This is a genomic window from Maricurvus nonylphenolicus (assembly GCF_042854845.1).
Taxonomy (GTDB): Bacteria; Pseudomonadota; Gammaproteobacteria; order Pseudomonadales; family Cellvibrionaceae; genus Maricurvus; species Maricurvus nonylphenolicus.
The window spans coordinates 4,026,989-4,047,041 of the sequence record NZ_AP031498.1 but is presented as its reverse complement, the minus strand read 5'-3'; the positions used below and the strand labels follow the sequence as shown (position 1 = coordinate 4,047,041).

18 protein-coding genes are annotated in these 20,053 nt (G+C 50.2%); 13 read left to right on the top strand and 5 right to left on the bottom strand.

Annotated elements, in window-relative coordinates; all coding sequences use genetic code 11:
* Positions 1-11: 11 nt before the first annotated feature.
* The 10 genes from murC (at position 12) to mutT (ending at position 12,874) form a co-directional block, all read left to right on the top strand.
* Positions 12-1,433 (top strand): UDP-N-acetylmuramate--L-alanine ligase, encoded by a 1,422-nt coding sequence (gene murC, locus ACGHZ6_RS17535; protein ID WP_390619181.1) that lies wholly within the window; start codon positions 12-14, stop codon positions 1,431-1,433.
* A 26-nt stretch (positions 1,434-1,459) separates the two neighbouring features.
* Positions 1,460-2,431, top strand: a complete 972-nt coding sequence (locus ACGHZ6_RS17530; protein WP_390615306.1) for a D-alanine--D-alanine ligase — start codon at positions 1,460-1,462, stop codon at positions 2,429-2,431.
* The gene (locus ACGHZ6_RS17525; protein WP_390615305.1) at positions 2,431-3,264 is read left to right on the top strand and encodes a cell division protein FtsQ/DivIB; all 834 of its coding nucleotides are present in this window, start codon (positions 2,431-2,433) and stop codon (positions 3,262-3,264) included. Before ACGHZ6_RS17530 ends, ACGHZ6_RS17525 begins: the two co-directional genes overlap by 1 nt.
* A gap of 63 nt (positions 3,265-3,327) precedes the next feature.
* Positions 3,328-4,569: a cell division protein FtsA gene (gene ftsA, locus ACGHZ6_RS17520; protein ID WP_390615304.1), complete on the top strand. Its 1,242-nt coding sequence runs from the start codon at positions 3,328-3,330 to the stop codon at positions 4,567-4,569.
* 89 nt (positions 4,570-4,658) lie between these two features.
* Positions 4,659-5,831: a cell division protein FtsZ gene (gene ftsZ, locus ACGHZ6_RS17515; RefSeq protein ID WP_390615303.1), complete on the top strand. Its 1,173-nt coding sequence runs from the start codon at positions 4,659-4,661 to the stop codon at positions 5,829-5,831.
* Between the two features lie 278 nt (positions 5,832-6,109).
* Positions 6,110-7,021: a UDP-3-O-acyl-N-acetylglucosamine deacetylase gene (gene lpxC, locus ACGHZ6_RS17510; RefSeq protein ID WP_390615302.1), complete on the top strand. Its 912-nt coding sequence runs from the start codon at positions 6,110-6,112 to the stop codon at positions 7,019-7,021.
* A 288-nt stretch (positions 7,022-7,309) separates the two neighbouring features.
* Complete coding sequence (locus tag ACGHZ6_RS17505) at positions 7,310-8,242, top strand: M23 family metallopeptidase (RefSeq protein ID WP_390615301.1); 933 nt, start codon at positions 7,310-7,312, stop codon at positions 8,240-8,242.
* Between the two features lie 123 nt (positions 8,243-8,365).
* Entirely contained in the window at positions 8,366-11,101 is a 2,736-nt protein-coding gene (gene secA / locus ACGHZ6_RS17500; RefSeq protein ID WP_390615300.1) for a preprotein translocase subunit SecA, read from the top strand.
* Positions 11,102-11,209: 108 nt separating this feature from the next.
* Positions 11,210-12,442 (top strand): bifunctional glutamate N-acetyltransferase/amino-acid acetyltransferase ArgJ, encoded by a 1,233-nt coding sequence (gene argJ / locus ACGHZ6_RS17495; protein ID WP_390615299.1) that lies wholly within the window; start codon positions 11,210-11,212, stop codon positions 12,440-12,442.
* 18 nt (positions 12,443-12,460) lie between these two features.
* A complete protein-coding gene (gene mutT, locus ACGHZ6_RS17490; protein WP_390615298.1) occupies positions 12,461-12,874 on the top strand; it encodes an 8-oxo-dGTP diphosphatase MutT in 414 nt (137 codons plus the stop codon).
* A gap of 220 nt (positions 12,875-13,094) precedes the next feature.
* Here the strand turns inward: mutT and ACGHZ6_RS17485 are convergent, their stop codons facing one another.
* The 4 genes from ACGHZ6_RS17485 to ACGHZ6_RS17470 form a co-directional block, all read right to left on the bottom strand.
* Positions 13,095-13,610, bottom strand: coding sequence for a hypothetical protein (locus tag ACGHZ6_RS17485; RefSeq protein ID WP_390615297.1), 516 nt, complete (start codon positions 13,608-13,610; stop codon positions 13,095-13,097).
* A gap of 138 nt (positions 13,611-13,748) precedes the next feature.
* On the bottom strand, positions 13,749-14,222 hold the full coding sequence (locus tag ACGHZ6_RS17480) for a hypothetical protein (RefSeq protein WP_390615296.1): 474 nt from the start codon (positions 14,220-14,222) through the stop codon (positions 13,749-13,751).
* Positions 14,223-14,648: 426 nt separating this feature from the next.
* On the bottom strand, positions 14,649-15,395 hold the full coding sequence (gene arsH, locus ACGHZ6_RS17475; RefSeq protein WP_390615295.1) for an arsenical resistance protein ArsH: 747 nt from the start codon (positions 15,393-15,395) through the stop codon (positions 14,649-14,651).
* Between the two features lie 106 nt (positions 15,396-15,501).
* Positions 15,502-15,804 (bottom strand): ArsR/SmtB family transcription factor, encoded by a 303-nt coding sequence (locus ACGHZ6_RS17470; RefSeq protein ID WP_390615294.1) that lies wholly within the window; start codon positions 15,802-15,804, stop codon positions 15,502-15,504.
* 179 nt (positions 15,805-15,983) lie between these two features.
* Here ACGHZ6_RS17470 and ACGHZ6_RS17465 point away from each other — a divergent pair, with 179 nt between their 5' ends.
* The 3 genes from ACGHZ6_RS17465 (at position 15,984) to ACGHZ6_RS17455 (ending at position 18,919) form a co-directional block, all read left to right on the top strand.
* The gene (locus ACGHZ6_RS17465; protein ID WP_390615293.1) at positions 15,984-16,724 is read left to right on the top strand and encodes an SDR family NAD(P)-dependent oxidoreductase; all 741 of its coding nucleotides are present in this window, start codon (positions 15,984-15,986) and stop codon (positions 16,722-16,724) included.
* Positions 16,724-17,632, top strand: coding sequence for a DMT family transporter (locus ACGHZ6_RS17460; RefSeq protein ID WP_390615292.1), 909 nt, complete (start codon positions 16,724-16,726; stop codon positions 17,630-17,632). The genes ACGHZ6_RS17465 and ACGHZ6_RS17460 overlap by 1 nt, the downstream gene beginning before the upstream one ends.
* 111 nt (positions 17,633-17,743) lie before the next feature.
* Positions 17,744-18,919: a saccharopine dehydrogenase family protein gene (locus ACGHZ6_RS17455; RefSeq protein ID WP_390615291.1), complete on the top strand. Its 1,176-nt coding sequence runs from the start codon at positions 17,744-17,746 to the stop codon at positions 18,917-18,919.
* 363 nt (positions 18,920-19,282) lie between these two features.
* On the opposite strand, the gene ACGHZ6_RS17450 is transcribed toward ACGHZ6_RS17455, so the two are convergent.
* The gene (locus tag ACGHZ6_RS17450) at positions 19,283-20,023 is read right to left on the bottom strand and encodes an HAD family hydrolase (protein ID WP_390615290.1); all 741 of its coding nucleotides are present in this window, start codon (positions 20,021-20,023) and stop codon (positions 19,283-19,285) included.
* Positions 20,024-20,053 lie beyond the last annotated feature (30 nt).

The window sequence follows — 20,053 nt, the reverse complement described above, 5'->3', positions numbered from 1 at the left end:
AGCAGGCGGAAATGGAAACTCCGGTATTTGAGATTCCAGAAATGCGCCGTATTGGTCGAATCCACTTTATTGGTATCGGCGGTGCGGGCATGAGCGGTATTGCCGAAGTTCTGCTTAACCAGGGTTACAAAATCAGTGGTTCGGATTTACGAGAGTCGGCTACCACGCGGCGCCTGGAAAGTTTGGGCGCGACCGTATTTATCGGTCATAAAGAAGATAATGTTGTCGGTGCCGATGTGGTGGTGAATTCCAGTGCGGTGGATAATCACAACCCGGAGATGATCGGTGCCCGTGAGCAACGTATTCCGATTGTGCGCCGTGCAGAAATGCTGGGCGAATTAATGCGTTACCGTCACGGCATTGCCGTTGCCGGGACCCACGGTAAAACCACCACGACCAGTTTGCTGGCTTCAGTGATGGCAGCCGGTGATCGCGATCCGACTTTTGTTATCGGTGGTCTGTTAAACAGTGCGGGCAGTAACGCCAAGCTGGGTGCCAGTCGCTACCTGGTAGCAGAAGCTGATGAGAGTGATGCGTCATTCCTGCATCTGCAGCCAATGGTTGCAGTGGTGACTAATATTGACGCCGATCATATGGACACCTATGACGGTGATTTCAGCAAGGTTAAGAAAACCTTTGTTGAGTTCCTGCACAATTTGCCATTTTATGGATTGGCGGTGGTGTGTGGTGATGACCCGGTAGTGCAGGAAATTATTCCTGATATTGCACGACCAACTCTGACTTACGGGTTTGATGAAGGCAATGATTTTCAGGCCTACGATGTGCAGCAGGATGGTATGCGCACACGCTTTAAAGTGAAGCGTCCGGATGGCAAGCCAGAACTGGCGATTACCATCAATATGCCGGGCTTACACAATGTATTGAATGCAACGGCGACTGTCGCGGTTGCAACCGATGAAGGTCTGGACGATGTAGCGATCCAAACGGGTCTTAGTAACTTCCAGGGTGTTGGTCGTCGCTTCCAGGTTTACGGTGAGTATCCGGTTGATGGTGGTGGCGCCATGTTGGTGGACGACTATGGTCACCATCCCCGTGAAGTGGCCGCAACCATTCGTGCGGTGCGTGAAGGTTGGCCCGAGCGTCGCTTGGTTATGGTTTATCAGCCGCATCGTTATACCCGGACACGGGATTTATACGAAGACTTTGTCGATGTGCTGTCACAGGTGGACAGTTTGGTGCTGCTGGAAGTGTATGCCGCTGGAGAAGATCCGATTGCCGGTGCCGACAGTCGTCACCTGTGTCGCAGTATCCGCAATCGCGGTCAATTAGATCCGATTTTTGTTGAAGGCATCGACGGTGTGCCGGAAGTGATTAAAGACATTGTTCAACCTGGGGATATTGTGATTACCCAGGGGGCCGGCAACGTAGGGTTGTTGGCGGTTGAATTGGCAAAGCGCAAGCTGACCCAGTAGTAAATTAAGTAGTTACAGGTAGAAACATGGCAGAAGCCAAAAAACAAACATCCGCAGGCAACACGCAAGCACTCAAAGACCAGTTACAAAAGCTGGGGCGTATTGGTGTGTTGTTTGGTGGTACATCGGCAGAGCGTGAAATCTCTTTGCAGAGTGGTTCAGCAGTCTTTGAAGCACTGCAGGGGCTGGGAGCCGATGTGGTTGCAATAGATTTACAGGAAGATGCCATTGAGCAGATTAAATCTGCCAAGTTGGATCGCGTCTTTATCGCCCTGCATGGTAAGGGTGGGGAAGACGGTCGTATTCAGGCTGTACTGGAATTTATGGGTTTGCCTTATACCGGCAGTGGTGTGCAGGCCTCATCTATCGCCATGGATAAATGGCGTAGTAAACAGATTTTCAGCGCTTCCGGTTTGCCGACGCCTGAATATGAACCGCTAAGTGCCGAAAGTGATTTTGCCAGCGTGATGGCGCGTTTGGGTACTGAGGTGATGGTTAAACCTGCGCACGAGGGATCCAGTATTGGTATGTCCAAAGTGAATGCTGCGGACACCTTGGAAGCGGCGTACCACACGGCAGCCAAATATGATGCCAGTGTATTTGCCGAGCGTGTTATTCACGGTGGTGAGTACACGGTAGCGATTTTAGGTGATGAAGCTTTACCGCCCATTAAATTGGAAACGGACAACACCTTTTACGATTACGAAGCCAAGTATATTTCCAACGACACGCGCTATATCTGCCCGTGTGGTTTGAAGGCTGAGACTGAGGCGCAGCTAAAAGATATCGCTCTGAAGGCATTTGCTGCGTTGGGATGTGAAGGCTGGGGCCGTGTTGATTTTATGGCCGATGAACAAGGCAATTTTTACATTCTGGAAGTCAATACGATTCCGGGTATGACCAGCCACAGTTTGGTACCCATGGCTGCAGCAGCTAAAGGCCTGAGCTTTGAGCAGTTAGTGGCAACAGTGCTTTTACAAACGGCGGGAGAAGCCTGATGGTTGATCGCCGCTACGCCGATAAACCGGTCAAACCCCGCGGGGCCGTTAGGCAACAAGCCAACACCCCAGTGAAAGGTAATGGCCGTATACGTGCGTGGATGGCGAGAATACTGGGTGCTGCTGTGTTAAGCACAATGGTCGCAGGTGTTGTGCAGTTGGCAATTACCTGGTCAGCCAAACCGGTAGCCCATGTGTCGATAGAAGGGGAGTTTACCTTTATCGATCGTGAACAGGTGGCAGGACTGGTTTACGAAGCCTTGGACAGCAGTTTTGTGCGTTTGGATTTACGCAAGATCCAGCAGCATTTACAGCAGCAAGCCTGGATTGATTACGCCGCAGTCAGTCGCCGTTGGCCGGACAGTCTGGAAGTGCGCATTAAAGAGCATCAACCCATTGCTCGCTGGGGCGCGCTCGGGGTACTGAACCAACGTGGTGAAGTTATCCTGCTGTCTGATAGCAGTGAGCTGAATGGCTTGCCTGTATTAACAGGGCCGGATGCATCATCGCAAAAGGTGATGGAACAGTATCAGGTGTTATCGCAGTTATTGCGCAAGTACGGCTTGGAAGTAAAAGGTTTGCAAGCGGATGCAACCCTGGCATGGACTTTAACACTGGACAATGATCTACCCATTGTTATCGGTCGTGATCAGGTGATGGAAAAAGTGGGGCGATTCCTGGTGGTCTATCAGCAGCAGTTAAAGCAGCGGTTAGGCGAAATAGAGCGAATCGATGTGCGATATAGCAATGGGGTTGCTATTGGCTGGAAACAGGTGACAGATAAATCTCTGACACAGTATTCAGTTGGCGGTAAACAGTTACATACAGCGTAAAGTGATTAAATCGACAGTAGGGATGCTGGTTACAGAGAAGTTAGCTAAAGAGGTTAGCTAAATATGGCTCAGTCAAATGAAAATAGAATGATTGTTGGCCTGGATATAGGTACATCCAAGGTTGTGGCAATCGTTGGGGAAATTTCAGCGGAAGGTGAAATTGAAATTGTCGGTATCGGCTCTCACCGTTCTTCTGGTTTGAAGAAAGGTGTGGTCGTCAATATTGAATCGACAGTGCAATCTATTCAGCGAGCTGTTGAAGAGGCAGAGTTGATGGCGGGATGCCAAATTCACTCAGTCTATGCGGGCATTGCCGGTAGCCATATACGCAGTATGAATTCCCACGGTATCGTGGCGATTAAAGACCGAGAGGTGCACGGTTACGATGTTGAGCGGGTTATAGATGCAGCCCAAGCCGTGGCTATCCCGGCGGATCAAAAAATTCTGCATATTTTGCCGCAGGAATATCTGATCGATGATCAGGAAGGCGTTAAAGAGCCTCTGGGGATGTCAGGTGTGCGTCTGGAAGCAAAAGTGCACCTGGTGACTGGCGCTGTGAATGCTGCACAGAATATTGAGAAATGTATTCGTCGCTGTGGTTTGGAAGTTGAAGACATTATTTTGGAACAGTTGGCATCCAGCTATTCGGTGCTGACTGAGGACGAAAAAGAGCTGGGTGTTTGCATGGTGGATATCGGCGGTGGTACCACCGATATTGCCATCTTTACCGAGGGGTCGATTCGTCACACGGGCGTTATTCCGATTGCCGGTGACCAGGTCACTAACGATATCGCCATGGCGCTACGTACTCCAACGCCCCATGCTGAAGATATCAAGATCAAATATGCATGTGCCCTGGCCAAAATGGCCGGTGCAGAAGAAACTATTAAGGTGCCCAGTGTTGGAGATCGCGAGCCGCGGGATTTGTCGCGCCAGGCATTGGCTGAAGTGGTCGAGCCACGTTATGACGAACTGTTTACCCTGGTACAGGCTGAGCTGCGCCGCAGTGGTTTTGAAGATCTGTGTGCGGCGGGAATCGTCTTAACCGGCGGTACGGCAAAAATGGAAGGTGTTGTGCATTTGGCTGAAGAAATTTTCCATATGCCAGTGCGTTTGGGTACACCACAAAATGTACGTGGCCTTAGCGATATTGTTAATAACCCGATTTATTCAACCGGTGTGGGTTTATTGCAGTATGCGGTAAATCACCAACGTGAAGGGCGGGCTGCAAATACCTATGTCAGCCAGGAATCTTCGAATGGTTGGTGGGATAAAGTGAAAGTGTGGTTCCAGGGAAATTTTTAACGTTTTTCTGAAACAAAATTGTTGTTCAAAAATTTGTATTTTTATTAATTAGTGTTAGTTTTTTTATTAGGGAAAAGAGGGGAAAACTCATGTTTGAACTGGTAGATAGCGTACCGCAAAATGCGGTTATTAAAGTTGTCGGTGTTGGTGGCGGTGGTGGTAACGCCGTTAAACATATGATCGCCAATGAAGTTGATGGTGTTGAATTTGTTTGTGCCAATACGGATGCTCAAGCGTTAAAAGATATTGATGCTCGCACCGTTCTGCAGTTGGGCAGCAACATGACCAAGGGTCTGGGCGCCGGTGCTAACCCGGAAGTGGGTCGCCAGGCGGCTATGGAAGACCGTGAGCGTATTGCTGAAGTATTAAGCGGTGCCGATATGGTCTTTATTACTGCCGGCATGGGCGGTGGTACCGGTACCGGTGGTGCTCCGGTTGTTGCTGAAGTGGCTAAAGAGCTGGGCATACTGACCGTGGCGGTTGTTACCAAACCTTTCCCGTTTGAAGGTAAAAAGCGTTTGGCGATTGCCGATGCCGGTATTAAAGAACTGCAAGAGCGTGTGGATTCTTTAATTACTATTCCAAACGAAAAGCTGCTGGCGGTGTTGGGTAAAACCACCAGCCTGCTGGATGCCTTTAAAGCGGCCAACGATGTTCTGTTGGGTGCAGTACAGGGTATTGCCGATCTGATTATCCGCCCAGGTATGATCAACGTCGACTTCGCCGATGTGCGCACGGTTATGTCTGAAATGGGCATGGCTATGATGGGCAGTGGTAGCGGTACCGGTGAGAACCGTGCCCGTGAAGCGGCTGAAGCGGCGATTCGCAGCCCACTGCTGGAAGATATCAACCTGCAGGGCGCGCGCGGTATTCTGGTTAATATTACTGCCGGTATGGATCTGTCTTTGGGTGAGTTCTCCGAAGTCGGCGACACCGTTGAAGAGTTTGCTTCTGCCGATGCGACCGTGGTTGTGGGTACTGTAATTGACCCAGAGATGACCGAAGAGCTGCGCGTAACGGTTGTTGCGACTGGTTTGGGTGTTCCACAAACCGCTGAGCGACCACAGCCTACCAAGGTTGTTGTGGATAATACCAAGCGTTCAGCGGCTACCGGCCAGCCAGACTATGCCGAGCTGGATAAGCCTGCAGTAATGCGTGCGGCGGCCAGCCAGGGTTCTGCGGCGACTGCCCAGCCACTGCCGGAAGATCGTGATATGGAATATCTGGATATCCCGGCATTCCTGCGTCGCCAGGCAGATTAAACTTTTTTGCCTGATCCTGGTCTTATTGGGCGGATGCAGAATCCCTAAGCTGCATTCGCCTAATAAATAAGTACCAGGACATAGTAAAGGACTGGCAACTGCCTATTGATGGGTAGTGGTATGGCCCTGGGTAGTGGTTTGATCAATAAGTGGACAGATTGACGGCAGAATCCCCTCCAACAAGGACGTTCAAGTATGAGACTTTAGTATTGGTTTCACGCTGCTAACTCTGCTAACATTCGCCGTTTCATCTGCCCCGGAAAAAGACAGACGCTTCTATGATTAGACAACGTACACTGAAGAATGCTATCCGCGCTACTGGCGTGGGCTTGCACACAGGCGAAAAGATCTACTTAACCCTGCTGCCAGCACCTGTTGATACAGGCATTGTGTTCCGTCGCGTTGATCTGGATCCTGTGGTAGAAATCCAGGCCAAGGCTGAAAATGTGGGAGATACCACCTTATCCACAACCCTGATGAAAGGGGATGTGCGTGTATCTACCGTTGAGCATTTATTATCCGCCATGGCGGGCATGGGCATTGATAATGCCATTGTCGAAGTCAGTGCCGCTGAAGTGCCTATTATGGACGGCAGTGCTGGTCCTTTTGTCTTCCTGATTCAATCTGCTGGTATAGAAGAGCAGAATGCAGCGAAGAAGTTTATCCGTATCAAACGTCCTGTGGTGGTTGAGGATGGCGATAAAGTTGCCAGTTTCCTGCCATTTGACGGTTTTAAAGTCTCTTTTTCCATCGATTTCGACCATCCGGTATTCCAGGATCGCACTCTGGAAGCGGCGGTTGATTTCTCAAGTACGTCCTTTGTAAAAGAAGTGAGCCGCGCGCGTACCTTCGGCTTTATGCACGAGATAGAGTACCTGCGTTCCCAGGGCCTGGCCAAAGGCGGCAGTGTTGATAACGCTATTGTTGTCGACGAGTACCGTATCCTCAACGAAGACGGTCTGCGCTACGAAGACGAATTCGTAAAGCACAAGATTCTGGATGCCATCGGTGACCTGTACCTGTTGGGCAATAGCCTGATTGGTGAATTCAAGGCCCATAAGTCCGGCCATGCACTGAACAACAAATCCCTGCGTCAGCTAATTGCGCAAGAGGATGCCTGGGAAGTGGTGACCTTTGAGGACGAATCTACGGCACCAATCTCTTACATTAAGCCTGTTTTGGCGATGTGATTGATATTTGACGTGCTGTGTTGCTCCAGCTCAAGGCTTTGAGCGATACCTCAATAACTGTTGGTAATTCCTTGTTTTATATGCCATATTTAGCCTAGTTATAAGGCTAATGTGATCTTATAGGCAGATCTAATCAAAAAATTTGGTAGATTTGTCTTGTACAAAAGAAGCCCGTGCCAAGGGACGACATCAGGGCTAAAGGATTCGGTTGCTTGTAGGAAAGGATCTGCACAAGCATCTACTATAAGAATTGAATGGGCCGTATAGGCATATCGCCGTCATACCGCAATGAAAGTCATCGTCGTCAGTAAGCGTCATGGTCGTACGCGCAGCTTTACCTTTGGGGGCTGGACGCGTGCACTTGTGTCTGTATGTTTACTGGGCATCCCCGTCGGCATGGGGGGCTGGTTAGGTTACCAGTCTACCAAAGGCGATGGCGCCGATGTCTTTACCAATGATTCCACCAAAATCTGGAATCGCGCCCTCAAAGCTCAAAAAGATCAGGTTTCTGATACCCGTCGCCACGCTGAAGAGCAGTTGGCAGCCCTGACCCTGCGTATGGCTGAGCTACAGGCCCGCCTTGTTCGCCTCGATGCACTGGGTGAACGTCTAACGACTATTGCCAAACTCGATAAAGGCGAATTTGATTTCAGTCACCCGCCGGCCATTGGTGGCCCCGAGTCCAACGATTTGGGCGAAGCCTACAGTGCACCAGGCTTCCTGGGAGTGATTGATAACCTGACCGATCAAATTGAAGACCGTGAGCAACAGCTGGAAACCCTTGAGGCCCTGCTGGCCAAGCGTAAAATCCAAAGTGATATCTTTATTGCTGGCCGTCCGGTGAAAAAAGGCTGGATGTCTTCCCGCTTTGGCCGCCGTACTGATCCCTTTAACGGTCACATTGCCTGGCACAGCGGCGTGGATTTCGCCGGTAAGATGGGCTCTGACATCATTTCTGTAGCCGCCGGTGTTGTTACCTGGTCAGGCGAGCGCCATGGTTATGGCGATATGGTTGAAGTGAACCACGGTGGTGGTTTCTCTACCCGTTATGCACACAATTCCAAGAACCTGGTTAAAGTTGGCGACATCGTCAAGAAAGGCCAGGTTGTCGCCCTCATGGGTTCCAGTGGCCGATCCACCGGCCCCCATGTCCACTTTGAAGTCTATAAGCACGGCCGTGCGGTCGATCCTGCCGCTTATATTCACCGCGCAAGCCGGTAGTACTGTAAGATAGTTCTGCAAATTGCTTGCTTCTGCAGGCACCTTTCGGTTTACTTGCATCCTTTGTTAATACCCAGCTGTAACCGGTAAATACCGGGCAAATAATAAAATTCGGACTGTTTCATGATAGGCAAACTGATACGGGGCATTTTCGGCTCCAAGAACGACCGCGAACTCAAGCGGATGGGGAAACTGGTTAAACGCATTAACGAGCTGGAAGGGGATATCCAGGCTCTGTCGGACGACCAGATTAAGGACAAAACCGCCGAGTTCAAGCAGCGCTTTGCCGATGGTGAAACCCTGGACAAAATCTTGCCCGAAGCCTTTGCGACCTGTCGTGAGGCCAGTCGCCGGGTGCTGGAAATGCGCCACTTCGATGTACAGCTGATCGGTGGTATCACCCTGCATGAAGGTCGTATTGCCGAGATGCGTACCGGTGAGGGTAAAACCCTGATGGCCACCCTGGCCGCCTATCTCAATGCGATTTCAGGTCGCGGCGTACACGTAGTAACCGTGAACGATTACTTAGCCAGCCGGGATGCCAACTGGATGAGCCCCCTGTATACGGCTCTGGGCCTGGAAGTCGGTGTGATTCAGTCTCAGCAGGATCCTGAGCTGAAACGTCAGGCCTATGAAGCGGATATTACTTACGGCACCAACAACGAGTTTGGCTTTGATTACCTGCGCGACAATATGGCGCTACGTAAGGAAGACAAGCTGCAGCGTCCGCTGAACTTTGCCATTGTCGATGAGGTGGACTCCATCCTCATCGATGAGGCGCGTACGCCGCTGGTTATCTCTGGTGCTGCGGAAGACAGCTCGGCGCTCTATAAGCGCATGAACCAGTATATTCCGATGCTGAAAGCCCAACCAATGGTTGAGGACGGCATTCCCTCGGAAGAGGAAGTTGGTGATTACACTGTTGACGAGAAGTCACGCCAGGTAGAACTGACCGAAGCCGGTCACGAAAGGATCGAATCTCTGCTGGTTAATGATGGATTGCTGGAAGAGCACGATAGCCTCTATGCCGCAACCAATCTGACGTTGTTGCATCACGTTCATGCGGCACTGCGTGCTCACATGCTGTTCCGTCGCGATGTGGACTACATCATTCAGAACAATCAAGTGGTGCTGATCGATGAGCACACCGGTCGTACCATGGCTGGTCGTCGCCTTTCAGAAGGTCTGCATCAGGCTCTTGAAGCCAAAGAAGGTGTTCAAATTCAGCAGGAAAGCCAGACCCTGGCATCCACCACCTTCCAGAATCTGTTCCGCCTGTACCCAACCCTGTCGGGCATGACCGGTACTGCGGATACTGAAGCCTTCGAATTCCATCATATTTACGGTTTGGACGTGGTGGTTATTCCACCTAACAAACCTGTCGCGCGTCAGGATATGAATGACCTCATCTACCTGTCGATCGACGAGAAGTTTGATGCAATCTGCGAAGACGTAAAAAGCTACCGTGATCAAGGCGCCCCGATTCTGGTGGGTACTGCTTCAGTTGAGTCTTCTGAAGAAATGTCCCAGCGTCTGAAAAAGGCCGGTATTGATCACAAGGTACTGAACGCCAAGTACCACGCTAAAGAAGCGGAAATTATTGCTCAAGCCGGTCGCCCAGGTGCGGTAACCATTGCTACCAATATGGCCGGTCGTGGTACCGATATTGTATTGGGCGGTAACTGGGAAGCTGAAGTAGCAGAACTGGAAAATCCTACCGATGCACAGACTGAGTCCATCAGAGCTGAGTGGAAACAACGTCATCAGCAAGTATTGGATGCCGGTGGTTTACATATTATAGGTACCGAGCGCCACGAGAGTCGCCGTATTGATAACCAGCTGCGTGGTCGTGCCGGTCGTCAGGGGGATCCGGGTGTTTCCCGTTTCTACCTGTCGATGGAAGATAACCTGATGCGTATCTTCGCCTCTGACCGTGTGCGTGGCTTTATGCAGGCACTGGGTATGGAAAAAGGCGAAGCCATTGAGCACCGTATGGTCTCTAACGCCATTGAAAAAGCCCAGCGTAAAGTAGAAGGTCGTAACTTCGATATTCGTAAGCAGTTACTGGAATTCGATGATGTGGCTAACGACCAGCGTCAGGTGGTGTACCAGCAGCGTAACGAATTGCTGGAGTCTGAAACCATCGCCGAAACCATTACCGCCATTCGCGCCGATGTGATTAACGAAACCGTTAACGGCTATATTCCTCCGCAAAGCCTGGAAGAACAGTGGGATGTTAAAGGTCTGGAAGAGCACCTAACCAATGAGCTGGGTCTGCAAATCCCTGTTGGCGAGTGGTTGGAAAAAGACGATCACCTGCACGAAGAAACCCTGCGCGAGAAGATTCTGACTGAAGTACAAACTGCCTACGATCAAAAGGTTGAGCAGTTTGGTCCTGTCATGCAGGAGATTGAAAAGCAGATCATGTTGCAAGTGCTGGATGGCCTGTGGAAAGAACACTTGGCCAATATGGATCACCTGCGTCAGGGTATTGGTCTGCGTGCATTTGCACAGAAGAATCCGAAGCAGGAATACAAGCGTGAATCCTTCGAGCTGTTCCAGGAAATGCTGGATAGCCTCAAACACGAAGTGGTTAAAATTCTGGCCCGTGTTGAGCCGGTAACCCAGGAACAAATGGAAGAAATGGAGCGCCAGCGTCTGCGGGCTTTAGCCGAGCAGAAGATGCAACTTGAGCACGCCCAGGCCAATGCCCTGGCAGCTGAAGGGGCAGATGCCGAGGCTGAACCTGATCCTGAACACACGCCCTATGTGCGTGCTGATCAAAAGGTTGGCCGAAATGATCCGTGTCCCTGTGGCTCTGGTAAAAAGTACAAACAGTGTTGCGGTAAACTGGCGTAACGCTTCAGGCGAAACGCGAGACGTGATACCAGGCCAAGTGATAGCACTTGGCCTTTTTCGTTTATATAATTTGTTAATTTTAAACAGTTAAAAGATTTCGAGGCGCTTATGGCCGTTGGACATTTTCCATTTCCCCCCATGCATCCCGTAGCCGGTGTGCGTTTAGGTACGACCAGTGCTGGTATTAAAGCGGGATCCAATGTCGGCGACCGTGATGACCTGGTGGTGATAGAAGCCTGTTCTGGCTCCAATGTCGCCGGTGTATTTACCCAAAACGCCTTCTGTGCGGCACCGGTAACCTTGTGCCGTGAACACCTGGCCAAAACCTCTGCTCGTTACCTGGTCATTAACTCTGGTAACGCCAACGCCTGCACCGGTGAACAGGGCATGACTGATGCTCGTGCCAGTTGTGAATTGGTGGCGCAGCTAGTTGGTGCCAGAGCCGAACAGGTATTGCCATTTTCAACCGGTGTGATTGGTGAGCCAATGCCGATGCCACGTATGACGGCAGCTCTACCGCAAGCGGTAAAAAACCTCAGTGAAGGCGGTTGGGAAGCGGCAGCCAAGGGCATTATGACGACCGATACCCGGCCGAAAGGTGCCAGCATGCAATTTGAGCATGACGGTGAAACCGTAACGGTAACCGGTATTGCCAAAGGTTCGGGCATGATCAAACCCAATATGGCGACCATGCTGGGCTATATCGCCACCGATGCCAAAGTGGCACAGCCACTGTTAGAGCAGCTGGTCAAGAAAGCCGCGAATCAATCCTTTAATCGCATTACCGTCGACGGTGATACCTCCACCAATGACTCCTGCATGCTGATTGCTACCGGCAAAGCCAACTTGCCAGAAATTGCCGATCCCAGTGGTGAATTATTTGCCAAGTTATACAACGCGGTAGTTGCCGTCCATATTCAGCTGGCGCAATCCATCGTTGGTGATGGCGAAGGGGCAACCAAGTTTGTCACCGTGCAAATTGAAGGTGGCGCCGATCGCAGTGAGTGTACGCGGGTTGCCTATTCTGTCGCGCAATCACCGCTGGTAAAAACAGCGTTGTTTGCCTCTGATCCTAACTGGGGACGTATTGTCGCGGCGATTGGTTATGCGGGCATTGATGGTTTGGATGCTGAGAAGGTTCGTGTCCATCTTGGTGATGTGCTCATTGTTGAAAACGGCGGTCGTGCTGCCTCCTACACTGAAGAAGCGGGTCAGGCGGTAATGGATCTGGAAGAAATCACCATCCGGATTGATCTTGGCCGTGGCAAGAGCAAAGACCGGGTATGGACCACTGATCTGTCTCACGAGTATGTCACCATTAATGCGGAATACCGCACTTAAAACAGAGCGGTAATGGTTATGGAAAAAAAGCGTATCCATGTAGCGGCTGGCGTGATTCTCTCGGCTGGCGGTAATATTCTTCTGGCGTTGCGACCACAGACTGCGCATCAGGGTGGTTTGTGGGAGTTTCCCGGTGGCAAAGTGGAAACCGGTGAACCCGTTGCTGATGCCTTAGCGCGTGAGTTGCGAGAGGAGTTGGCGATTTCTGTAACTGATTGTGAACAGTTAATCGAAGTTAGTCACGATTATCCTGACAAGTCGGTTTTATTGGATGTGTGGTTGGTCACGGCTTTTACTGGTGAGCCTGTGGGTAACGAAGGGCAAACCGTGCGTTGGGTTAGTCCGGAGAAGTTGTCTGACTACCAGTTTCCCGCTGCGAATGTTCCCATTGTTGAGGCTGTAGAAAAGCACTTGGGTGTACAAGCACTTTAGTCTTCCAAATCATAGTCTTAAAAATAGTTTGAAATTTCTGGCGTCAATCACGTCTTTTTGAATGTTTCAGTTATTTTAGCCTGGCACTACTATATCCAGTGTCCGGCTTTTTTGTATTCTACCATATACACCTTTCTTCCATTTGCTGGCTTTACTTAAATGTAAGATAAAGCGCCAAAAACGGCCTTTGCAGTAAAGTGTTGGTTGTCATTGCTCTTGCTCACTTAAGACTATCGAATTTCTTCGGCGCGATGGGCCAGACAATAGGGGATGCAGGGATTAACTGTTCCTGCAACAGCAGTAACAGGTGTTGTGATTCGGTTTTATCTTGCAGTGGTCCCAGTGCCATAACATACCACTGGCGTTTGATATCTGTGGCTTTAAAAATGGTTGGCAGCTGGGATAACGTGATGTCCTTCCGGGCCAGCTCATAGGCCGCTACACGGGCATCTGCCAACGTAGCATAGATGCCGATTTGTATAGCCGGTTGGCTCTTGTCCTCCGAGGATTCATCAAACGCATAACTGGAATACAGGTACAGATTTTCCTGCAATGCTTGCTTGAGTGAATCTTCCAGAATCACAAAGGGTTTGGGGTTTTCTCCTGGAGGAATATACTCCGGAAGATAAAGAGTCAGCCCGGTTCCACTGGTCAGTAGTACGAAGATAAAAAGCGCAGCTTTTTTTAGCATGATGATGTGGTAATAGTCACTAAAACGATTACAGTCATCTTGCAAGGTTCAGACCATGCTGTTGTCTTTTTACCGCGCGATTACATGGGTTGTTAGGGAAATTAAGTGGGTTAAAGCTGCACAACAGTGGGTGAATTTGTGCCCGCTAAAAGGCGTAAATAAAGCGTAGATGACGTGTTGAACTTAATAGGTGTTTGACCAGGCTGTGTCTGCATGAATGGCGTGAAATTTTGCATCTACCTGTAACACATCCTCTTCGATCGTAGAGACATCATCCGTTTTGCCAATCACCAGAATTTCCAAATAGGGGAGCTTTTCGCCGTGTTGTAGATAAAGCGCATTGCGTAGAATATTGTGGGCTTTTTCCGGGGTAGGGCTGTAAACGGCTACACGTGTAGTTTGGGTGGCTCCCAGGCTTAACATTTGCGCCAGCTGATACGCATCAGCCGAGGGATCGCCTAGAGGGGTGAGTTTGACGAATTCACGGTCGGCAATCCAGCCGTAAGACGGCACATAAAAGAACTCGAAATGAGGACCAAAGTAATCTGAAGCAAGCCCGAACTTCTGCTTGAAATCGTCTTTAGGAATGCCGCTGCAACCTAACATTGCCAATAGAGTTACAGCTAGCAGTAATCGTGTAGAGAGAACGTTGGCCATAAGGGATACAACCAGGGCTAATAATATTCTAAGTATAGTCTCTATCGCTGAACCATAAATGAATCGAGTTGGCACCTAGTAAAAACTACTTTAGACGGAAAGAATATCTATGGTCAGCCTTAAGCTTGGGATTCGGTATACCCTTCCAGGACCCTCTGAGGCAGGACGCCGAAGGGGAGCGGCCAGGGATGGCGAACAGCGTTCCTGGAAGGGTATACCGGATCGCAAGCGCCACTCACTTCTTAAGAACTGTTGTCATCGTAGTTTTAAATTTAGATTGTGGCGGCCACAACCCCGGAGTCCCTTTAAAGACACGCTTTTCGGCATCCATGCCCGCTCTGCGTCGGCGTCCTGCCTCCGAAGGTCTTTAAAGGGACTCCGGGGTTATGACCTTAAGTCGAAGCAATTTACTTCGAACGAGATGAATTAACAGCATGCTTGCTTTTGTGATGGGCAACAGTTGGTTGGCGATAGTTCATTTAATCCTGTTGCTTCCGCAATATTGGCGACTTCCATTGACAGTGTTTTGTTCTCACTAAATCGCTCGGTCAGAAATTCACTGTGTTCACGCATTAACAGCGTAGTTTTAAATAACTCTTCAACCACATCAATTACACGATCCCTGAAAGATGAGTCCTTTAGGCGACCCTCTTCATCAAACTCCTGCCAGGCCTTGGCGATGGATGATTGATTGGGGATGGTAAACATCCGCATCCAGCGTCCAAGTACTCGCAGTGAATTCACAGTGTTGAATGATTGTGAACCGCCGCTGATTTGCATAACCGCTAAGGTTTTTCCCTGTGTGGCTCTTACAGCAGATTGATCCAATGGCAGCCAATCGATCTGGTTTTTAAAGACCGCTGAGATATTGCCGTGGATTTCCGGACTTATCCACACCTGCCCCTCTGACCATGCCGACCACTCACGTATCTGTTGTACTTTGGGATGCTCTGTATTTTCACCGTCGTAAATGGGTAGACCCTCTGGATCGAATAGCCTGACGTCGGCGCCATAGCTTTCGAGCAAGCGAACAACTTCGTTTGCCAACAAGCGGCTGTAGGCTCCGCTGCGTAGTGAGCCATAAAGCACCAGGATTCTTGGCTTATGGTCCTGTTGAGGAGTGGTTTGTAACTGCTGTTGTACCTGATCCTTTGAGAGTGTTGGTATGTGCATAGTGATTATCTCTTTTAAATCTATATTTCCAGAAATATGGAAATAATAGTGAAAAATAAAGGGCCATGTTTTGGCCCAGCCTGCGGCAGTGTTATCTCTGCCTGTGTTATTCGCTGCAGCAGGGTTGGTCTGCGCAGCATTCTTCCATTAAATAATCCACCAACTGGGTCAGCGCGGGGTAACAGGCTTCACAACGTAATACCCGGCCCTGACGTTCCTGGGTCATCAGCCCTGCTCCCACCAGCCGGTTGATGTGGTGAGACAGGGTTGAGCCGGGGATGTCCAGTTGCTGCTGAATATCACTGACAGCAAGCCCTTCAGGGCCTGCTTTAACCAGCAGACGATAAATGGCCAGGCGGGTGATATGACCCAGCTCGGCAAGTTTTTTGGCGGCATCGGTATGTTCCATGGTACGTAAGGTAGCGGGGTTGGGCTGCTTTTGTCAACTATATTTCCAGAATAGTCGAAATTTAAGTTGAACAGACTGGATGGTCGATAATGACAGGCAAATGACCGAAACCGCTCTGGTGTTACTGAACTGAGGCGCTATGATGTTTGCCGATTCGTAAAAGGCTATGGGGGAAGGCAATGGATTTAGGTATTCACGGCAAGACAGCACTGGTCACTGGAGCCAACCGCGGCACCGGGCAGGTGATTGCTGATTCCCTGAAAGCTGAAGGTGTGAAGGTATTGGTGCACGCCAACAGCGCCGAGGATGCGGATATTGTTGGTGATCTGGCCACAGAAGAAGGCTGTGAGCAGGTGCTGGCGCAGCTGCAGGATACCGAAGTCGATATTCTGATCAATAACTACGGCACCACCGATTTCCACAAGTGGCGGGATACCGATACCGCCAAATGGCTGGAGATGTATCAAAAGAATGTGCTGTCTGCCACTCGTCTTGCCCAGGGGCTCGTCTCGGGGATGAAGTCCCGAGGCTGGGGGCGCATTATCAATTTGGGCACCATTGGCTCACATGCTCCAGGCCATATCATGCCCGCTTACTATGCTGCTAAAGGCGCCCTGGCTACTGTCAGTGTCAGTCTTGCCCATGAACTCGCCAATACCGGCATTACGGTTAATACCGTCGCGCCAGGGTTGATTTTGACCCGTGAGGTTGAGGAAAGTTATCGCGCTCGAGCGCAAAAGAAAGGCTGGGGTGATGATTGGGAGGCCATGGTGGTTGCACAGGATTTCCCTAACCCCTGTGGTCGTATTGCCCGCTGCGAAGAAGTGGCGGATCTGGTCGCCTTTTTGTGCAGCGAGCGTGCAGCCTTTATCAATGGTCAAAATATCCGCATTGATGGCGGTGCGGTGAAGTACGTCTAATGGCCCAGATTAAAGGTGATTTAATCCTGATTCTGGTCACCCTGGCGGCGGCTTTTGGCTGGTTGTGTTCGCAACAGATTTTACTCGAAGCTGCGCCCATGCAGTTTATGGCGGTGCGCTTTATCCTTGCCGGAGGTTTGTTGGGATTAATACTATATCCTCAGTTGGCGGCCATGAATCGGCAACAGTGGCTAACGGCTATAGGGTTGGGATTGTTTTTTGCCGTTGCCATGTTGGCCTGGGTTAAAGGCCTGGCGATGAGTAAGCATCTGGGGGAGAGCGCATTTATTTGCAGTCTGGCGGTGGTGTTTGTGCCCTTGGCCGGTAGGATTGTTTACGGCACCAAGTTTCCGCTATTTATGTTGTGGCCTTTGCTATTAGCCGTGCTGGGACTGGCGGCTTTGGCGCTGGATGGCGATGTTCATTTTGAGGCGTCCCAGCTGTATCTGCTGCTATCGGCGGTAATCCTGGCCGGACAATTCGTGATGACGGCCAAACATTCCACCCTGATGCCACCAATGGCACTGGCGGCCATTCAGATGTTTATGGTGGGCGCGGTGTGTGCGGTATTGGCTGTGTTTACCGAAGGTGTGCAATTCACCTGGTCTGAAAGCACATGGCAATGGTTGTGGGCCAGTATTGTGGTGGCCTCACTGCTGCGTTTTGCGTTGCAAAACTATGCTTTCAAACATACCAATGCCAATAACGCAGGGATGATCATGATTCTTGAGCCCATGTGGACTGCTCTTCTGGGAGCAGCATACCTGGGCGAAACTCTGGCACCGAATCAGTGGGTGGGTTGTACGCTGATTTTTACAGCCATTTTGGTCTACCAAATGATACGCTTTTTTCATTGGCGCAAGCTGGCCAATACCCCGGCTACGGGGAATCTTGAGTCTGTGGGTTAAAAAATTTTCCCCCCGTATTTGTACTACAGTAAGAAAAGTCGTGCTTATTGCGCGGCTTTGCGGTAGTTTTAGATTGATTACTCTAAAACAAGAAACTGAAGGGAGAGTTTAATGGCGAATCAGCGTGAATATGGCATCGTGGTATACGGTGCTACTGGCTATACCGGTCGTCTAGTATGTGAATATCTCAACAACCAATACGGCGTAAACGGTGACGTTAACTGGGCGATGGCAGGCCGTAGTCTGGAAAAGTTACAAGCCGTACGAGATGAAATGGGTATTGGCAAAGACGTTCCTCTGGTGGTGGCCGATGCCAGCGAGCAAAGCTCCATTGACGCGATGGTGGCTAGCACAAACGTTGTGCTGACAACCGTTGGTCCTTACCAGTTATATGGCTCCGATCTGGTGAAAGCTTGTGCAGAAGCCGGTACTGATTATGTGGATCTCTGCGGTGAGCCTGCCTGGATGCACGAAATGATCGGCGTCAATGCTGAGGCTGCTAAAGCTAGCGGTGCACGTATTGTCTTTTCCTGTGGCTTTGATTCAGTGCCGTTTGACTTGGGTGCTTATTATCTTCAGCAGGCTGCGAAGGAAAAGCTGGGCGGGCCTGTGTCCCGTATTAAGGGGCGAGTAAGAGCCATGAAAGGCACTTTCTCTGGCGGCACCATGGCGAGTTTTAAAGCCACTATGGCGGCTGCAGGCAAAAATCCAGAATTAATAAATGTCCTAATGAACCCGTTTGCATTGACCGAAGGTTTTGCTGGCCCACAACAGCCCGATGGTATGGCGCCGCTTTTTGAAGAAGATCTAAACAGCTGGTCTGCGCCTTTTGTGATGGCAACCATCAATACCAAAAATATTCACCGTTCCAATTTCCTGCTCCAACACGAATACGGTGAAGACTTTGTCTACGATGAAATGATGCTGACCGGCCCGGGTGATGAAGGCGAAGCAATGGCGAAGTTTGTTGCTGAAGACAAGTCTATGGCCGAGAGCAAATTAAAACCCGGGGAAGGTCCTTCAAAAGAAGAGCGTGAAACCGGTTTCTACGATGTTCTGTTTGTAGGTAGTAATGCCTCTGGTGATGTTGTTAAGGCCAGCGTTAAAGGTGATAAAGATCCAGGATATGGATCGACTTGTAAAATGATCGCAGAGAGCGCCGTGACTTTGCTTAAAAATCCAGAAGCCGCTAGCGGTGGTATTTGGACTCCGGCTTCGGCAATGGGTTCTTTATTGATCGATCGTTTACAAGCTAACGCCGGATTAAGCTTTCAGGTAGAAGCTTAATCCGAAATCTACGTTCGAAGTAAATTAGTTTGGATTGAAGGTCAGAGTCCCGTTGTCCCGTTAGAAACCTTCGGAGGCAGGACGCCGACGCAGAGCGCTGCTTGTAAACGAGAGTGGATGGCGCAAAGCGTGTTTCTAACGGGACAACGGGACTCTGGCCGCCACGGTCTGGATTTAAAACTTCCAAAAAACGTATGCTAAATAAGTGAGTGGCGCTTGCGATCCGGTGCTGCCTTCCTGGAACGCTGTACGCCATCCCTGGCCGCTCCCTCGTCGGCGTCCTGCCTCCGAGGGTCCAGGAAGGCAGCACCGAATCACAAGCTTAAGTCCAAGTAAGGTGTTCTTTTCGAGGGTTTTGTAACGTTAGCTTTGATGCAGGTCTTGGATTAACGCTGGGATTTCCTCTGGGCGCATAACCGTATGGTGCGGATTGATACCCAGTTCTGCATCCAGTGGTTGTTGGTGTTGAATCCACACAGCAGTGATCCCACTGTTTAACGCCCCTGCCACATCAGCTTTTAAACTGTCCCCAATATGTATGGCCTCATGGGCTTCACAGTTGGCAAGCTTTAAGGCTTTTTCAAAGATAGAAACGGCAGGTTTTTGTTCGGGTTCCTGGCCGCCGATAATAATATGATCAACGTGATCGGCAAGGTTAACGGCTTCGACTTTGGGAACCTGGGAAAACTCAGGACCATTGGTGATAACAACCAAGCTAAAGAGCTTGCGAGCTTCGCTTAAAAACTCCATCACGCCGGGATAGAAATCAAACGCATCAAGGCGATCGCTGTCGAACTTATCTTGCAGTAGTTGTGCATCGGCCTCAGAAACATTTTCGATGCCTTGTTCGGCCAACAGGTCGCGTATTAATTGCACGCGAAAGGCGCCTTCGCTTTGTTGCTCGATTATTGGCATATAACGTTGGCGCTGGGCATCGGTCCATTCACGGTAGATACCGGTCACGTAAGCGCTGGCAAAGGTTTGGCCGTCAGAGCCTTGATACAGAGAGCTAACTTTATCGCCCAATAGCTGCTGTGCCTGACGGTTGGCCGCCGTGGTATCACACAGGGTTTCATCCATATCCAGGAACAGGGCTTTTAGCATGGTGGCTCCAACTCAAAAAAATTTGTGGGC

Bases quoted from the DNA above. Each gene is read 5' to 3' on its own strand.
- ACGHZ6_RS17455 (WP_390615291.1), top strand. From the start codon at position 17,744: ATGGCGAATCAGCGTGAATATGGCATCGTGGTATACGGTGCTACTGGC.
- mutT (WP_390615298.1), top strand. From the start codon at position 12,461: ATGGAAAAAAAGCGTATCCATGTAGCGGCTGGCGTGATTCTCTCGGCT.
- ftsA (WP_390615304.1), top strand. From the start codon at position 3,328: ATGGCTCAGTCAAATGAAAATAGAATGATTGTTGGCCTGGATATAGGT.
- ACGHZ6_RS17470 (WP_390615294.1), bottom strand. From the start codon at position 15,804: ATGGAACATACCGATGCCGCCAAAAAACTTGCCGAGCTGGGTCATATC.
- arsH (WP_390615295.1), bottom strand. From the start codon at position 15,395: ATGCACATACCAACACTCTCAAAGGATCAGGTACAACAGCAGTTACAA.
- ACGHZ6_RS17480 (WP_390615296.1), bottom strand. From the start codon at position 14,222: ATGGCCAACGTTCTCTCTACACGATTACTGCTAGCTGTAACTCTATTG.
- argJ (WP_390615299.1), top strand. From the start codon at position 11,210: ATGGCCGTTGGACATTTTCCATTTCCCCCCATGCATCCCGTAGCCGGT.
- ACGHZ6_RS17530 (WP_390615306.1), top strand. From the start codon at position 1,460: ATGGCAGAAGCCAAAAAACAAACATCCGCAGGCAACACGCAAGCACTC.
- ACGHZ6_RS17465 (WP_390615293.1), top strand. From the start codon at position 15,984: ATGGATTTAGGTATTCACGGCAAGACAGCACTGGTCACTGGAGCCAAC.
- ftsZ (WP_390615303.1), top strand. From the start codon at position 4,659: ATGTTTGAACTGGTAGATAGCGTACCGCAAAATGCGGTTATTAAAGTT.
- ACGHZ6_RS17505 (WP_390615301.1), top strand. From the start codon at position 7,310: ATGAAAGTCATCGTCGTCAGTAAGCGTCATGGTCGTACGCGCAGCTTT.
- secA (WP_390615300.1), top strand. From the start codon at position 8,366: ATGATAGGCAAACTGATACGGGGCATTTTCGGCTCCAAGAACGACCGC.
- ACGHZ6_RS17450 (WP_390615290.1), bottom strand. From the start codon at position 20,023: ATGCTAAAAGCCCTGTTCCTGGATATGGATGAAACCCTGTGTGATACC.
- ACGHZ6_RS17525 (WP_390615305.1), top strand. From the start codon at position 2,431: ATGGTTGATCGCCGCTACGCCGATAAACCGGTCAAACCCCGCGGGGCC.
- murC (WP_390619181.1), top strand. From the start codon at position 12: ATGGAAACTCCGGTATTTGAGATTCCAGAAATGCGCCGTATTGGTCGA.
- ACGHZ6_RS17460 (WP_390615292.1), top strand. From the start codon at position 16,724: ATGGCCCAGATTAAAGGTGATTTAATCCTGATTCTGGTCACCCTGGCG.
- lpxC (WP_390615302.1), top strand. From the start codon at position 6,110: ATGATTAGACAACGTACACTGAAGAATGCTATCCGCGCTACTGGCGTG.